Genomic DNA, 15,968 nt, shown 5'->3' on the forward strand with positions numbered 1-15,968 from the left:
TTCGTCATTCTTTATCACTTATCCACATGTGGACAATTAAACAACACCGGCATCTATTCCTTGTTTTTGATCTATTAACCCATTTCTACAAAAGAAAAATTCGTTTTAGTGTGAAATACCTGCTATATGGGTATTTTGTTCTTATACAGGCAAACGGTTTTACAGGTTAATTAACTAGCTTTATTAAGAAAAGAGGTGCACGTGATGGAGCGGGATCAAAACAAAAATGCTTTAAGCCAAGCAGCTTCATGGTTTACAAAATGGGTCTTGAATAACAAAGCGGTCGCCATACTGCTTGTGGTGTTATTAATTTTATTAAACTTGCTACTCTTACCAAAAGTCAGTTTTATTTTTCAGCCATTTACCGCTTTTTTTGATGTCATGGGGTTGCCACTGATCATGGCAGGTGTTTTTTATTACTTGCTCAATCCACTTGTCGATTGGATGGAAACCAAGAAATTTCCACGATCGGCTAGTATTTTAATCGTTTTCGTAGTGATTGCGGGATTGCTCGCTTGGGGCATTGCCACATTGATTCCCATTATTCGAGAGCAAACGATGAGCTTACTCGAAAACTGGCAAGACTATTTAAACACATTTGTCTCTCAAATTGACAGCTTGTTCCAAAGTAATTTGCTGTCACAGCTGCAAACGCAGCTAACCGGCGGGACAGAAAGTTTGTCTACTTCAATTACTGATCAAGCAGATAATGTGGTTGGGTCTACTGTCACAGGTCTTGGCAGTGTATTTGGGGTATTGTCAACGACTGTACTTGCTATTATTACGACACCGTTCATTCTTTTCTATTTGCTAAAAGACGGTCATCACTTGCCTTACCACATCATGAAGCTCGTACCTTCAAAAATGCGCGAACATAGCTATTTGTTGCTCCGCGAGATGAACTTGCAAATTAGCCAGTATATACGTGGTCAATTGCTTGTTGCCTTTTTTGTTGGGCTGATGTTTTGGATTGGGTTTAGCATCATCGGCCTGAAATACGCATTAACACTTGGAATATTGGCTGGTGTGTTAAACCTCATTCCTTTTCTTGGTTCTTTTATCGCTTTTGTTCCCATTGTCATCATTGCCATCGTCGTCCATTCACCGTTTATGCTCGTTAAAGTACTAATCGTCTTTTTTATCGAACAAACATTGGAAGGACGCGTCATTCAGCCGCTTATTCTTGGCAGTAATCTACAGATTCACCCAGTCACCATCATTGCGGTCTTATTAACTGCAGGAAATCTCTTTGGTGTTTTTGGTGTCATTCTCGGGATTCCGGCTTATGCTGTTCTTAAAGTCATTTTGAGGCATTTGTTCACTTGGTACCAAACGTATACTGGACTGTATGCTGATGACTTTAACCCAGCGCCAAAGCCTATCGTTTCAGAAAAGAAAAAGAAAAAACAACTAAGCTTAAAAAGAAAATTAAAATAAGTTTATCGCAGAACTATTCTGTAGAACCATCAAATAGAAAGGGGCAATTATGTATGAATCCGTTTAAAGCGATTCGAGTCAACGAACAAGATGACCAAGTTACTTATGGTTTAGAGGAAATCACGATCGATGGATTATCAGAAGGCGAAGTCTTGATCAAAGTTGCCTATTCTTCAATTAATTACAAAGACATGTTAGCTGTTCAGAAAAACACCGGCGTTATTCGCAATTACCCAATGACACCTGGAATCGATTTGAGCGGAACAATCCTTGAGTCGACAGATTCACGTTTCACAAAAGGGCAAGAAGTCGTCGTTACAGGGTTTGAGATGGGCATGAGTCACACAGGCGGTTTCTCGGAATACGCACGTGTGCCTGCAGATTGGATCGTCCCGTTGCCTAGTAACTTGAGCTTAAAAGACGCGATGGTCTTCGGAACAGCTGGATTTACTGCAGCACTGTCTATTGGTGCGTTGGAAAAGAGCGGGATGGACGCAGCGAACCATCCCGAAATTTTGGTTACCGGCGCAACAGGCGGAGTCGGCAGTATCGCACTTCAGATTTTATCGAAAATGGGCTATAAAAACATTTCCGCTTTGGTGCGCAAAGAAAACCAAGTCGAAGTTGCAACATCACTTGGCGCTACGAACGTCGTTTTCGCAGATGACTTAGGGGAATTGAAAAAGCCATTAAACAAAACGCGTTTCGATTATGTGGTCGATACGGTCGGCGGAGACATCACGGCTGTACTGATTCCTCAACTTGCTTACGACGGCAGCATGAGCATGTGTGGCAACGCTGGCGGCTTGCAAATCACGACAACGGTCTTGCCGTTTATCTTGAGAGGGGTAAGCTTGCTCGGCATCGATTCGGTGAACGTACCGATTCACAAGCGTGGAGCTATCTGGGAGAAGATGGCCAACGAATGGAACATCACCCAAACGACTTTAACGGATGAAGTAACGCTTGAAAAATTGCCTCAGACGATTGAAGCGATTAAAAACGGCCAGCATTTAGGAAGAACGATTGTGAAGTTGTAGGATTTTTTAGGGTAAAAACATAAAAAAGAAGGGCTGCCTCAAAAGGTCATAAAAAATGACTTTTGGTGACAGCCCTTTTATTGTTCTCGAAAAGACCGGCTAATTGTCATTACGGCGGACGCTTTCCGCGGGCACGGCCTCTGCCGCTTCCTTCGCTCCACTCAGTCCAGTGGCTCCAGCTCGTGCTGTTCCCGCAGGAGTCGCCGCCTTCATTTCAATCAGCCTATTCTCAAATGTAGACAAAGTAAAATCAAGCATTGATCTTACTTATAGAGACTCACGAGACAGCAGTTTTTTATGTAAGTACATTTTTTACCCGCTACTTTCCAGTCATGCGAATCCCGTATCTAGTCACCGATTACTGTACGCATTGCCAGCAGTGGCGAATCAAAATACGTGTCTTCCATATATAAGAGCTGGTGTTACAATCAATTTTCTTCACTTGTAATGTAGTGATACAACTTACTTTCTACAGTATTCTCTAACGCTAAATGCATATGAACAACCGGTATTTCTTTTAGGTTTTTATCCGTCATTAACGCTTGCTCGATGTTTTCTTTATCTGGAAGAGCTTGACCCACATAATAAAAATCGCCGCCTTCATCATCATCTTTTTTGATAAACAAATGAACGTCAATATTGTTTTCCGCAGCATCTATAATGGTTTTTACTTCTCCAGACGCCAAGGTGCGATTACTTCTTGTTGACCATTTAAAGATTTCAGGACTGATAAAGCCTTCTGTATAGGCGACGCTCGATTCTACTGCATCGTTTTTGTGATACGTAACAAAAATCGGACAAGAACCGTGCTTTGTTTTATAGCCATAAATCGTGGAACTTTCATCACTTACCCAATTTAATAAGCGGCACGCATCTTTACGTGTGTATTTTTTATAAAGCGTTAGCGCCTGATCACATTTGTAGTTTTTGCTTAGCTCATTAGCGCCCATTACTAAGTCCATGAGCATCGCTCGGAAGCTCGTATTCTTCTTCAAGCTTTCTTGAATATCTTCATTAAAATAGATGCTGTTCTCTCTGAAAACCACAAGTGGTTTGCTGCCATATTTTTTACGTGGGCCTTGGTTGAAAAAACTCAAATCCAAGACACGCTGTACCGAAGCTAAAGTTTCGAGGTTGGACGTACAATTATGAGATTTTATAGACTGCTCATAGATGTCCATCGTGACTTGCTCTTTTTCTATTAACAGTTCAAGCAACAAGATCTCATGCAGTCTTTTGCCATTTAAAATTTCTAGTGAAAGCATTGTTAATACCTGTTCCTCATAAACAGTGACAAGCGGATTGATTTCCTTCAACTTCAGTAAAAAATGATGATAGGTTGTGTATTTCTGAACAATCACTAACGGATCAATAGAGTTGTGCTGAATAAAATCCTGAAGCTGTGGAATGTGTCCGATTCTATTTTTTAACTCTAGATAAGCTTCTCGAAGAATCTTCATATCACTTAAGTTACTTTTCTTAATCGCTGAGAACACTCGATTTTTCGCAATTTCTTCAAAATTCACTGTGGAAATCCCTCTGATGTAGCTGGTATCTTTCATTCGGCGGCGAATATTATCCTTGTTTTGTGAACGCTCACCTGACAACGCGACTGGAATGAGGTAGTTATTTTTATAGTTACCGATGAAATCAATGATGGTTACGAATTCTTTTGATCCGTGCTTGCGAAGACCACGGCCCAACTGCTGGATAAAAATAATGCTAGACTGTGTTTGTCTTAGCATTACCACTTGATTGACACTCGGAATATCGATTCCTTCATTAAAAATATCGACAGTTAAAATATAATCAATGATGCCATTCTCTAACCGGTCAACGTATAAAATTCGTTCTTCTTGCGAATTTTGGCCAGTCAATGCGACCGTCTTTAATCCTCGTCGATTCAATTCTTCTGAAAGTTTAGTGGCTTCTTCTTTTCGGCTGCAAAACATGAGCCCTCTCACTTTTTCACCTGAATGTCCGTAGTAATTGATTTTTTGCAAAAGATGAGCAACTCGTTCTTCTGTTATCAATTTCGAAAAAGCAGTTGCTTCGTCAATCACGCCTTCTTCATATTCAACATCTGTTACGCCAAAATAATGAAACGGACACAGCATGTCTTCTTCTAACGCTTCTTGTAAACGAATCTCATACGCTACGTTATAGTCGAATAGCTCGTATATATTAAAATCATCGGTTCGTTCCGGTGTTGCCGTCATACCCATGAGAAACTTCGGTTGGAAATGCTCGATGACTTTCTGATACGACTTAGCTCCCGCTTTATGCACTTCATCAATCAAAATATAGTCAAAAGCCTGCGAATCTAGTTGATTGAGCGTTGCTTCTTTTGAAATGGTTTGAATCGTCGCAAACAAATAACGCGCATCGGTTTCCCTCAAATTTCCTGAAAGAATTCCAAAATCACTTTCTACTCCACCCATTATTCGAATAAAATCAGATTTTGCTTTTTGAAGAATTTGTTCTCTGTGAACGATAAACAGCATTCTTTTCGGAGCAAAACTTCGGACGTCAAAAGCAGATAAATAAGTTTTCCCTGTCCCCGTTGCCGAAATCACCAAACCTTTATCATTTCCTGCTTCTCGCACTAACTGTATTTGTTGAAGAGCAGCTTCTTGCATTTTGTTCGGCTTGATATTGATGGCTTCTTTTAACGGATTTTCAGTATACACTTCCGGAAATTCAGCTACATTTTTTAATTCTTTGCGGTATTCAATCGGTATGTAGCATTGCTCATAGCTTGTAATCCACTGTTCTGTCAAAGGCTGTGCATTTTCCCAAACCTCTTCGAATTGCTGATAAAAGTGATGGACCAATTCTCCATTTTCATGAGAACTCAATTTCACATTCCACTCATAGTTCACTTTCAAGGCTTGTGCCGTTAAATTAGAACTGCCAACAATTAAGGTTTGATGCGTTTGATGCGAAAAGATATAGCCCTTCGAGTGGAAGCCTTTCATGCTTGATAACCGGACTTCTACATTATTGATTTTCATAAGTTCTTTAAATACTTTAGGCTGATTGAAATTTAAAAAAGTCGAAGTTAAGATCCTTCCTTTAATTCCTTTTCGGTTAAGATCCGATAAATGAGTTTTTAAGGTCGCCAAGCCACTTTCTGTCACGAATGCTACTGAAAAGAGAAACGATTGACAGCTATCTAACTCTTCTGTAATAGAATTTAATACAGTGTCATTTGTTTTCGTGTTGTTAATCAGTAAAGTCGGCTTGAAACGGTCACCACTCGGTTTTGCTTGGTTGATAAACCCTTTATATAGAGAGTCTTCTAAATTCTGAAGAAAATTCATCTTTGTCCCTCGCTTCTCTCGTCTAACTCACTTATCTTTGAGCTGGGTAGGTTTGTTTTAATTTCTCTATTGCTGGAATGTCGGCAGGTGCCCACGCTAGCTGATCCAATTCATGCACATTTACCCACTTAATCGCGATATGTTCTGTTAACTGCGGCGTTCCTTCAACTAACTGGCAGTAGAACGTAGTCAAATGAACAATACCAAAATCATACTCATACACCGTATGCTCTACTTGCTCACCAATTTCTACATGACAATGCATTTCTTCTTGAATTTCTCTCTTTAACGCTGCTTGCGGCGTTTCAGCTTCTTCTATTTTGCCTCCTGGAAACTCCCAAAGACCGGGCAAGCTCTTTTTCATTCCTCGTTGTGCACATAAAATTTTGTCTTCCTTTATAATGACTGCTCCAACTACATGTAACCGTTTCTTCATAAAACTTCTTCACCTGCTTCTTTTTATTTAACCTTTCAATTCTTCTCATTCTATCATTTCGTATTCTAGATATATTCCTCTTTTCGATTTAAATTCACTTTTCAAGTGGATTGTATTTGCAGTTATTGTTCTCATGGTCATACTGAGTGCGTTTACGCTTACAACTCAACGAGAGAAAAAACGGACTATCCTCGTCTTTTATGTATGGATAATAGTCGTTCTCATACTGGTACTCGTTACTTTAACACTACTTGGTGGAAAACCTCATCACCGCATTTCTCTTACACATCCATCGCTATGGATTTTTGGGTTTGGGGTATGTCAGAGCTAAAAAACAGATAGTGCATAATGGCAGCTAGAGAAAAAGCCAAAGAAGCTTAAAGCAATTCTTTGACTTTTTTCATGGAGTTATTCATCTAGTGATTGGACCGGTCAAGTCTACTCTTCTAACAGCTCTTGCAATTCCTTCACCACATTCTCAGGAACTCCACCTGTCACTCCTGCGACTAAGTTTTCTGCTGCTTTCATCAGCATGGCTGCACGGGTTTGTTCTGTGGCAGATCCAATATGTGGCAGAGCGACAACTTGTTCCATCTGCAAGAGGGGGTTGTCTGTTAAAACCGGCTCTTGTTCAAAAACGTCAAGTCCCGCCCCGCGAATTTCACCTGTTTCTAAAGCGCGGACCAAAGCGCTTTCGTCTACGACTGCTCCTCTCGCACAGTTGATCAATATTGCTGTGTTTTTCATTTGTGCAAATTGCTTTTCGCCCATTAAATGGTGAGTTTCAGGAGTCAGTGGCACGATCAAAACAACAAAATCGGATTTTTTCAAAAGTGCTTCCAGCTCGCTGTAGACGATGCCGTATGTTTCTTCGAGCTCGGGTTTTGGAGTTCGGCTATTGTAAAGAACGTCCATTTCAAAACCAAAACGGGCTCTTCTAGCAATTTTCTCACCAATGCGGCCCATTCCGATAATGCCCATAGTGGTGTGATGGACATCGATGCCGAACAACTCCTGGGATTTTGTTTGCGTGTTCCATTTTCCTTGCTTAACAAAATTATTCAGTTCAGGCACACGTCTCGCAGTGGCAAGCATCAAACTCATTGCCAAATCCGCTACCGTTTCATCCAGTACGAAAGGTGTATGTGTACCAAGTACACGGTGCTGTTTCATGGCTGCCAAGTCAAAAGAATCGTAGCCGACTGCGGAATTGCTGACAATTTTTAAATGAGGTGCTTGATCGAGCAGTTCATTGGTAATTGGTGCATGTTGCACGAGCACTCCTTCCACGTTTTTCACTTCTTCCATGAGCACATCTAGCGGAATCGCTCCTTCTCCTTGCCACTTTTTATAGTCGCAATGCTCGCCAATATATTCTTCTACTTGTTTTGAAATAGGTCTAGCAATATAAACTTTTGGTTTCATTTGGCGCCTCCTTTACTCATTGTGGTCTTTAACTTATTCTGTTATAAGAATATTATAACAATGGTAGAATAGAAACAGGTAAGAAAGGATGAAATAAATGACGAAATCCACTAAATTTAAAGTAGCTGTCGTCCAAGCCGGCTCTGAAATCATGGACAAAGAAAAAGGCGTTGCCAAAACAGTCTGCTTGATTCAAGAAGCTGCTACGCAACAAGCTAGCATTATCGTCTTTCCAGAAGCGTTTATTCCGGCTTACCCGCGTGGTATGTCATTTGGTGCAGTCGTTGGCAGCCGGGACTCGGAAGGCCGTAAAGATTTCCGGCAGTATTGGGACAACTCGATCACAGCACCCGGTCCTGAAACACAAGCAATTGGCAAAGCAGCGAAGCAAGCGGGAGCTTACGTCGTAATCGGTGTCATCGAAAAAGACTCGACCGGTAGTCAAGGCACCTTGTATTGCACGGTCTTGTTTTTCGGACCTGATGGCGAATTGCTGGGCAAGCACCGTAAGTTAAAACCGACCGGATCCGAGCGTCTCATTTGGGGACAAGGCGATGGCAGCACATTGCCAGTTTTCGAGACGCCTTACGGACGACTTGGCGCGTTAATTTGTTGGGAAAACTACATGCCGCTCGCGCGTGCCGCGATGTATGACAAAGGGATCCAGATTTACGTCATGCCAACCGCCGATGGACGAGATACGTGGACGTCAACGGTTCGACATGTAGCGGCAGAAGGTCGCTGTTTCGTATTGTCGTGCAATCAGTATTCAACAAAATCGATGTACCCGGAAGCTATTTCGTCACGGGCTGAATTTCAAGAGTTGCCAGAGGAAATGTCTCGCGGCGGAAGTTGCATCGCAGGACCTTTAGGCGAGTTGATTGTCGAACCAGTGTACGGGGAAGAAACCATTCTCTACGCCGAACTCGATTTAGACCAAATCGTCGAAGGTCAATTCGACTTTGACGTAGCGGGACACTACGCTAGACCCGATATTTTCCAGTTGACGGTCAATGAGAAAGCGCAGAAAAACGTGGTGTGGGGCAACTGATCATCCTTTCCTTTTCTAGTGAAAGCATCATCTAAGTAAACGGATGAGCTATCGTTTAATCCATCACAAAAAAGCACAACCAGAACGGATTACCGTTTTGGCTGTGCTTTTTACTTTTCACTGATTGTCAGCTAGCAACTGCTCAATGATGGTCTCGATTTGTGCTGGCTCTACAGTTGGCGCAAATCGGTGAACGACGTTTCCTTTACGATCGACCAGGAATTTGGTGAAATTCCACTGGATATCAGAGCTTTCTACCATATCGCGGTCTTCTCTTTGCAAAACACCTGCTTTATCAAACTTTTCATCCGCTGGAGCTTGACTACGCAAGTACTGATAAAGAGGATGTGCTGCTTCTCCGTTTACTTCTGTTTTTTGAGCAATTGGAAAACTAACATCGAAATTCGCTGTACAGAACTCCATTATTTCTTCGTCAGTTCCTGGTTCTTGTCCACCAAACTGGTCACACGGAAAGCCGATGATTTCAAACCCTTGTTCTTTATAGGTTTTATAAAGCGTTTCTAATTCTTCGTATTGAGGCGTTAATCCACATTGACTCGCGGTATTCACGACTAAGACCACTTCATCTTTTACTGTATTTAGTTGCAGTTCTTCACCGTTTGATAGTTTTGTTGTTAACGCATAGATCGACATAAATAGCCTCCTTCTTTATGGGTGTCGAAACATGATGCTTTTTTCTTCGACAGAACCTCATTTTCTCAGTATACCTCATTAACTGGAGTAACATGCTAAACTCATCTCTTCAACTTATGTTCTACTAAATTATGAACAAACAAGTCAAAACCCTTCTATTTCGGACGCTCCATCGAAAAAATCTCGCCGATCGCTGCATAATTTGTTCCTGCTAACCGGCTTACAGCATCTAGTCCCTTCGGATCGATGCGCCCTTTTTCGTAAATAGCTTCGTCAATGTGGAACTGGACAATTTTCCCGATAAACAAATCACTGCCTGGACCGTCTCCACCTAACGCAACTGATTCTACTAAGCGGCATTCCATACGGATTTTCGACTCAACAATGCCTGGAACCGATACGATTGAACTCGGCACTTGCGTCAGTCCTACCATTTCGACTTCACTTTCTGACGGGGGCAAAGAAGCAGCCGTTTCGTTGATGTTCGTTACATTGTCACGGTCTACAATATGCACGACAAACTCCCCGTTGCCATAAATATTACGAGCAGTGTCTTTCATGCCACTTGCTGGTCGTTGAATCGCAAGCGACACCATCGGCGGATTGGAAGAAACAATGTTGAAATAGCTAAACGGTGCACCATTAACGACTCCTGACGCTGATTGTGTTGTGACAAACGCGATGGGTCGTGGAATAATCGAGCCCACTAATAGTTTGTAATTATCACGTTCCTCGTTTTGTTCCGGATCAATTGATATCATGCTTATCCACTCCTTTACTCATGAGATTGATTTATATAAATGAGCTATTTTTTACATATCGCTTTGGGCATAGCCCGTGTAAGCGCCGATATTAAGCAGTTTATTGGATAGTGAACGATGAATTTTTTCTCTGTTTGAGTAGAAAATTTAAAGATATGTAACAAAATAGCGGAGACTCCCGCGGGATAGCGAAGTGTCGAAATCCACTCGGACGTATAGTCCGAGTTAGTTCGGCGCAAGCCCGCAGGAAAGCAGAGCTATTTTGTGGAATATCTAGAAATATAGAAATAATAAGTCTCACTTATCTAATCTATTTTCTCTTTTTTTACATTTTCTTGTTTGGTTCCAACTAATTCACTAACCATATTCGTGCTTACAGATACTCTTTTTCGAATGTACGTGTGCTACGGATAGTATCAATTGGACGCACCAATTGTTCAATTTCTTCACGCTTTGGTTCAAAAAATGGCGGCAAGGATAATTTTTCTCCAACAGTTTCATAAGGCTCATCGTCCATAAATCCTGGACCGTCGGTTGCCCATTCAAACAAAATGCCTTGTCCTACTCGTGCATACAATGATTCGAAGAAAAAACGATCGACATAGCCGGATGTATGGAACCCAAGACTTTGCATCCGGTCGATCCACTCTTGCAATACGTCAGTATCTGCTACACGGAAAGCCGCGTGGTGAACCGTACCAAAACCTTGACGTCCAGATGGCAACGACGTGTTATGCTCGACAATGACTTGCGCCCCGTTTCCATCTTCTCCTATTTCGAACAAATGGAAAGCATCTTCTTTTGCAATTTCGCGCATCAACATCGCACTTTCTAATACTTTTTTCAAGCTGTCAAAATCTGCGATCCGAATATGCACGGGGCCAAGCCCTGTAATTGCAAACTCCAGTGGCACAGGACCGTTTTGCCACGGTGTGCCGGATGCTACACCTCTGTTGTTTTCGTCTGAAATCAGCATATATTGTTGATCATCAAAATCGACGAACGAAATTGTTTTTTTGCCGAATACTTCTTCGATATCTTTATGTGCCACTTGGTATTTATCAAAACGTTTGATCCAGTAGTTGAGCGCGCTATCCGTTGGCACGCGGAAAACTGTTTTGTAAATTTCGTTTGTTCCGTGCACGCCTTTTTGAATGTTCGGGAAGTCAAAAAACGTCATATCTGTTCCCGCTGACCCTTTATCATCTGCAAAAAATAAATGATACGTTTGAATATCGTCTTGATTCACCGTTTTTTTGACAAGACGCATGCCCAATACATACGTAAAAAATTCATAGTTTTTTTCCGCGCTGCTAGTGATGGCTGTTACGTGGTGAATTCCTTTTAATTCGTTCATCAAATTCTCTCCTCTTTCTGAAGGTAATTAATATCTCGAATTCGAGATATATAAGTAAAAAAATTTAACTGCTCTTTCAGAAAAAATTATGATAGTTTATCAATTTACTTTGAAACAATTTACCTTTAATTCGAGATAATAATACCACGTAGTTTTTTTGACGTCGAGCTTTTGATTTACCTCGCCTTTTACAAATTAAAATCTATCATACTAATACTTTCCAACTTGTAACCCCAAAAAAGGAATGGACATCTTCCTTCCATTCCTTTTGCATATTTCACAAAGTAAAAATTGTTATTCTGCTTTGTCTGTGTCATTCAACCGATCCAGTATCGTAATCGTTTCTGACAACTGATTGTTGAAAATATTCTTAGCCACGTCTAATAATTCAATAATTAACGGATCCCGTAACGAATAGATTACGCGGTTTCCTTCTTTACTACCGGTGACAATGTTTTTTGACCTTAAGACGGTTAATTGCTGCGAGACGGCTGAACCTTCACTTTCGGCGAGTTGCTGGATTTCGTTAACGCTTTTTTTTCCGTCGGCTAAAATTTCTAGAATGCGAATTCGAAGCGGATGTGCTAAGGCTTTGAAAAATTCGGCTTTAAACTGCTGCATGGCTATATCCAAACTAGTTTTCTTCCTCTCTCTACTTGTTTTAAATTTCCTCAATCCGTTTATAATCTAGACCTGCTGACAAAGCGGTACATTCCTTAAAGGCAAAATGCTGACAGCCTAGACATTTGTTTCGATCAAGTTTTTCTAACGAAAAATCAATGGCTTCGCCTGTATGTTCAAAGAAATGCTCTTCTCCAGCATCGTCATACAAGCCCGTTTTTTTCATGACACTGAGCGGATGTGGTTTCATTCCAGAAAATATAACAGTACCGTGTTTTGAAAAGTCTGTAATGATATTTGATAAATACGCTTCACCTGTTGTATCCATGAAAGGCACTTTCCCCATTCTCAGCAACAAGATATTCGGTTTGTAATGAATGGTTCGCATAATCGATTGCTCGAAGGTTTGAGCAGAACCAAAAAACAACGGTCCTTCTACGTTAAAGATACTGATTTGTGGACAGTCGCGGCTATTGGTTACACGGTGAGTAGCCATTCGTTCATCTTTATCGTCTGGGTCTGGCAATGCTTTTGCGATGACCAGTTGCTCGCTCATTTGTTTGGCGAACAAAATAACCGCAGCGATTAACCCAACTTGGACGGCTACCGTCAGGCTAACAAAAACCGTTAATAAAAAAGTAATGAGTAACACAAGTGAATCGGCTGTCTTTGTTTTTACTAACGAGACAAACACATGCCGCTCACTCATATTCCAAGCAACAATCATTAACACAGGCGCCATGCTCGCTAGTGGAATTGCGGATGCATAAGGAGCGAAAAGAAGGAGCACCAATAACACAACCACTCCGTGAATGATTCCTGAAAAAGGAGAAACGGCTCCATTTTTTATATTGGTCGCCGTTCTCGCAATCGCACCCGTAGCTGGAATTCCGCCAAATAATGGCGTCACCATGTTCGCAATTCCTTGTCCAATTAGCTCTCTATTGCTATTGTGCTTACTGCCCGTCATGCCATCCGCAACAACGGCAGACAATAACGATTCAATTCCACCGAGCATCGCAATGACAAAAGCGGGACCAATCAACAGTTGAATCTGTTCAAACGTGATTTCAGGAAGATGAAATGCTGGCAGCTTATTTGAGATTTCACCAAATGCTGAACCAATCGTTGCAACTTCACTTGGAAAAAAGACAGTCGCAAAAATTGTCGAAACCAATAAGCCGATTAAAGGTCCTGGCACTTTTGGCAAAATTTTTGGCGTCAGCATCACAGCAATCAGACAAACTACAGCGGTTAACACACTATACACATTAATCGTATCGATGCGAAGTAAAATTTCTTTCACATTCATAAAGAACGATTCGTGCTTTTCCACACCGCTCAATCCTAAAAAATTGGCAATTTGTCCAACAAAAATGAGAATGGCAATCCCCGAAGTAAAGCCGATTGTCACTGGTCGTGGAATGTATTTTATTAGCGATCCCAGTTTGAAGATTCCCATTAAAACGAGCATAATTCCCGCTAAAAATCCTGCCAACAATAAGCTCTCGTATCCGTAAGTAAGTACAATAGCAAACAAGATTGGAATAAACGCTCCCGTTGGACCTCCAATTTGAAATTTTGACCCACCAACTATCGAAATCAAAATACCTGCAATAATGGTCGTATAAATTCCATACTCGGGATCTACACCCGAAGCAATCGCGAAAGCCATGCCTAATGGAATCGCGATCACTCCAACTACGATGCCCGATAACAAATCTTTTTTAAAGCTTTGGAATGAGTAGCCAGCATATCTTCCCGTGAAAATCGACTTCTTTTCCATACTAGGACCTTCTTTATATTTTATAGTATATCTGGTTATTTGAATATATTATAATACAAACATATACCCTATAAAAATAATTGTCAAATAGTCTATAAAGTATTTGGTTGCTAAAAGACGCGATTTCCTCTCTTGTACTAAATTAGATAAGTAGTTTGGAGTGCAAGCGTTCGACTCGACTGAAGCGGAAAGTAATTCGTTTAGTAGGAACAATAAAAAGACCGTTCCAGCGTCATCTTCATGACGGTCTAGGACGGTCTCTTATTTCAATTTAATTTGTTTATTTATCCCGAAGTGGCTCAAAAGCATTACTCCATGCATTCACTTGGTCAAGTAAAGTCATCACTGACTTTTCATGAAGATCTGCCGGCTTAAACTCGCTCATTTTCACGAAATCAGTAAATAGTGACATGGCAGGATGTGTTCTGACAGTCGCGATTTGAAGTTCTGCTAAAATGACCCGCAATGCTTCAGCTGCGCGAACACCACCCGATGAACCGTAACTGACAATTCCTGCTGCTTTGTTGTTCCACTCTGGATACAAATAATCAATGGCATTTTTCAAGGCTGACGTTACACCATGGTTGTATTCTGGGCAAATAAACACATAGCCATCCAGTTCGTTGATTTTTTTAGACCACGGAATAGCTTCAGGAGTCTTATAGTCTTGACTGTAAGCTGCTGAAATTGGTTCTGCGTACATGGGTAAATTGAATTCAGCCAAATCCACTACTTCGTAATCAGCGTCTCCACGCTTATCAGCAATGTCTTTCACCCACTGAGCAACTTGCAAGCTATTACGTCCTGGTCGTGTACTGCCTGTAATAATCCCGATCTTTGTCATGAATGAGTTCCTCCTCAAATTGTGGTGCGGTCTTAGCTCTACGAACCTTCACTCCTTGATGTCTCTTAATCATAAAGGAAATAAGATTCGATTTCAAATATAATGTCAGAATATTCTTTTTAAAAACGTGAGTTTAGGTCACTATTGTATATTTGCTTTAAAATCTTATGTATTAGTAAATGCTCCTCTGTCTTATACTGCATAAAGGATGTTTTCATTTTGTTGGTGCTGAACAAAAAAATCTCAAAAAAAAAACGCATGAAGCGTTTCTCTTTTAAGGATTAGTTCCCTCTATTATTCAGCTGATGTTAAATCTTCAATCGAATCAATGTCCATATATTCTGGAACAACAAATCCAATTTTTGCGCCTTCTAAGTTTACGCCAAGATCGACTAAATCGTCACCATACGTTTCAAGCTGACTAGCGTGAGTTCCAGGCAACCACGCTGCTACCATAGCATCTGCTTGTCCCTCAGAAACTGCCTGCCACATTACAGCGTTATCAAGCGGTGTTAACGTTACGTCAAAACCTTGGTTTTCTAAAACTTTTCCAACAACATTTGTAGAAGCTACTTCTGTGTCCCACTCAACATATGCTAATGTGATTTCTGTGCCATCTACTTCTTCTGTACCATCTGTCCATACTGCAACTCTATCGGCATTATCTTCTACCCAAGCAGCAGTTGCTTCTTCAACATCTGCACCATCTGAAACTTCAAGCATGATGCTTTCAATATCAGCAGACTCCCATTCAAATTGGTCAATAATTTTGTACGCTTCTGGTTTTTCTTCTTCCAACCCTTTACGAGCCATTGTTTTAATGGTTTCAGCATCTCCGAATACACCTTTTGGATCTTCCAAGTACTTCAAATCATACTTTTGGAACTTCCAATGCGGACTCCAGCCTGTAACGATAATAGGTTCTTCGTTATCAATCGCTTCACCTAAAGCTGTTGCCATTGCACCACTTGAAGAAGTAACAATTTCCCAGCCTTCAAGATTTTCGTACTCTTCTGTTGCTGCTTCAGATGCAGCAACTACACCTGCACCTGGTTCAATGCCTGTAATTTTGTAACCCATTTCTTCACCGTAATTTACTTCTCCATTCGTATCTTCTGAGCTTTCTTCTTCAGTTCCACATGCTGCGATAACTAGTGTAGGTGCGATAACAAACATAAGTCCTAAGTGTTTCCATTTTTTATTGAACATTATAAATCGATCTCCTTTTTCTTT

General features: G+C 41.0%; 13 protein-coding genes. 3 read left to right on the forward strand and 10 right to left on the reverse strand.

Translation table 11 applies throughout. From position 1 onward, the window contains the following. Window positions 1–204: 204 nt before the first annotated feature. A complete protein-coding gene (locus tag I858_RS15090; protein WP_049693663.1) occupies window positions 205–1,437 on the forward strand; it encodes an AI-2E family transporter in 1,233 nt (410 codons plus the stop codon). Window positions 1,438–1,490: 53 nt separating this feature from the next. Next, window positions 1,491–2,477, forward strand: coding sequence for a YhdH/YhfP family quinone oxidoreductase (locus tag I858_RS15095; RefSeq protein WP_049693664.1), 987 nt, complete (start codon window positions 1,491–1,493; stop codon window positions 2,475–2,477). A 428-nt stretch (window positions 2,478–2,905) separates the two neighbouring features. Here the strand turns inward: I858_RS15095 and I858_RS15100 are convergent, their stop codons facing one another. From I858_RS15100 to I858_RS15110, 3 genes are all read right to left on the reverse strand, one after another. Further along, window positions 2,906–5,800 carry a DEAD/DEAH box helicase gene (locus I858_RS15100; RefSeq protein ID WP_049693665.1) on the reverse strand — a complete coding sequence of 965 codons (2,895 nt, stop codon included), beginning with the start codon at window positions 5,798–5,800 and terminating at the stop codon, window positions 2,906–2,908. 31 nt (window positions 5,801–5,831) lie between these two features. After that, complete coding sequence (locus I858_RS15105) at window positions 5,832–6,236, reverse strand: (deoxy)nucleoside triphosphate pyrophosphohydrolase (protein WP_049693666.1); 405 nt, start codon at window positions 6,234–6,236, stop codon at window positions 5,832–5,834. Between the two features lie 438 nt (window positions 6,237–6,674). After that, the gene (locus I858_RS15110; protein ID WP_049693667.1) at window positions 6,675–7,661 is read right to left on the reverse strand and encodes a 2-hydroxyacid dehydrogenase; all 987 of its coding nucleotides are present in this window, start codon (window positions 7,659–7,661) and stop codon (window positions 6,675–6,677) included. A 97-nt stretch (window positions 7,662–7,758) separates the two neighbouring features. On the opposite strand from I858_RS15110, the gene I858_RS15115 reads away from it, so the two are divergent. Further along, window positions 7,759–8,712, forward strand: coding sequence for a carbon-nitrogen hydrolase family protein (locus I858_RS15115; protein ID WP_049693668.1), 954 nt, complete (start codon window positions 7,759–7,761; stop codon window positions 8,710–8,712). 117 nt (window positions 8,713–8,829) lie between these two features. Here I858_RS15115 and I858_RS15120 read toward each other — a convergent pair whose 3' ends face one another. From I858_RS15120 to I858_RS15150, 7 genes are all read right to left on the reverse strand, one after another. After that, window positions 8,830–9,366 (reverse strand): glutathione peroxidase, encoded by a 537-nt coding sequence (locus I858_RS15120; RefSeq protein ID WP_049693669.1) that lies wholly within the window; start codon window positions 9,364–9,366, stop codon window positions 8,830–8,832. Between the two features lie 155 nt (window positions 9,367–9,521). After that, window positions 9,522–10,127, reverse strand: a complete 606-nt coding sequence (locus tag I858_RS15125) for a flavin reductase family protein (protein ID WP_049693670.1) — start codon at window positions 10,125–10,127, stop codon at window positions 9,522–9,524. A 373-nt stretch (window positions 10,128–10,500) separates the two neighbouring features. Next, the gene (locus tag I858_RS15130; RefSeq protein ID WP_049693671.1) at window positions 10,501–11,484 is read right to left on the reverse strand and encodes a ring-cleaving dioxygenase; all 984 of its coding nucleotides are present in this window, start codon (window positions 11,482–11,484) and stop codon (window positions 10,501–10,503) included. A gap of 294 nt (window positions 11,485–11,778) precedes the next feature. Beyond that, window positions 11,779–12,105: an ArsR/SmtB family transcription factor gene (locus I858_RS15135; protein WP_420812638.1), complete on the reverse strand. Its 327-nt coding sequence runs from the start codon at window positions 12,103–12,105 to the stop codon at window positions 11,779–11,781. Between the two features lie 40 nt (window positions 12,106–12,145). After that, window positions 12,146–13,891: a SulP family inorganic anion transporter gene (locus tag I858_RS15140; protein ID WP_049693673.1), complete on the reverse strand. Its 1,746-nt coding sequence runs from the start codon at window positions 13,889–13,891 to the stop codon at window positions 12,146–12,148. A gap of 280 nt (window positions 13,892–14,171) precedes the next feature. Continuing rightward, on the reverse strand, window positions 14,172–14,735 hold the full coding sequence (locus I858_RS15145; RefSeq protein WP_049693674.1) for an NADPH-dependent FMN reductase: 564 nt from the start codon (window positions 14,733–14,735) through the stop codon (window positions 14,172–14,174). A gap of 294 nt (window positions 14,736–15,029) precedes the next feature. Further along, window positions 15,030–15,944 carry a glycine betaine ABC transporter substrate-binding protein gene (locus tag I858_RS15150; protein WP_049693675.1) on the reverse strand — a complete coding sequence of 305 codons (915 nt, stop codon included), beginning with the start codon at window positions 15,942–15,944 and terminating at the stop codon, window positions 15,030–15,032. Window positions 15,945–15,968 lie beyond the last annotated feature (24 nt).

This window comes from Planococcus versutus (genome assembly GCF_001186155.3).
Taxonomy (GTDB): domain Bacteria; phylum Bacillota; class Bacilli; order Bacillales_A; family Planococcaceae; genus Planococcus; species Planococcus versutus.

What these genes read in the sequence shown, in the direction of transcription:
- I858_RS15145 (WP_049693674.1), bottom strand. Translation starts at nt 14,735, where the DNA reads ATGACAAAGATCGGGATTATTACAGGCAGTACACGACCAGGACGTAAT.
- I858_RS15140 (WP_049693673.1), bottom strand. Translation starts at nt 13,891, where the DNA reads ATGGAAAAGAAGTCGATTTTCACGGGAAGATATGCTGGCTACTCATTC.
- I858_RS15110 (WP_049693667.1), bottom strand. Translation starts at nt 7,661, where the DNA reads ATGAAACCAAAAGTTTATATTGCTAGACCTATTTCAAAACAAGTAGAA.
- I858_RS15125 (WP_049693670.1), bottom strand. Translation starts at nt 10,127, where the DNA reads ATGATATCAATTGATCCGGAACAAAACGAGGAACGTGATAATTACAAA.
- I858_RS15150 (WP_049693675.1), bottom strand. Translation starts at nt 15,944, where the DNA reads ATGTTCAATAAAAAATGGAAACACTTAGGACTTATGTTTGTTATCGCA.
- I858_RS15115 (WP_049693668.1), top strand. Translation starts at nt 7,759, where the DNA reads ATGACGAAATCCACTAAATTTAAAGTAGCTGTCGTCCAAGCCGGCTCT.
- I858_RS15090 (WP_049693663.1), top strand. Translation starts at nt 205, where the DNA reads ATGGAGCGGGATCAAAACAAAAATGCTTTAAGCCAAGCAGCTTCATGG.
- I858_RS15095 (WP_049693664.1), top strand. Translation starts at nt 1,491, where the DNA reads ATGAATCCGTTTAAAGCGATTCGAGTCAACGAACAAGATGACCAAGTT.
- I858_RS15120 (WP_049693669.1), bottom strand. Translation starts at nt 9,366, where the DNA reads ATGTCGATCTATGCGTTAACAACAAAACTATCAAACGGTGAAGAACTG.
- I858_RS15135 (WP_420812638.1), bottom strand. Translation starts at nt 12,105, where the DNA reads ATGCAGCAGTTTAAAGCCGAATTTTTCAAAGCCTTAGCACATCCGCTT.
- I858_RS15105 (WP_049693666.1), bottom strand. Translation starts at nt 6,236, where the DNA reads ATGAAGAAACGGTTACATGTAGTTGGAGCAGTCATTATAAAGGAAGAC.
- I858_RS15130 (WP_049693671.1), bottom strand. Translation starts at nt 11,484, where the DNA reads ATGAACGAATTAAAAGGAATTCACCACGTAACAGCCATCACTAGCAGC.
- I858_RS15100 (WP_049693665.1), bottom strand. Translation starts at nt 5,800, where the DNA reads ATGAATTTTCTTCAGAATTTAGAAGACTCTCTATATAAAGGGTTTATC.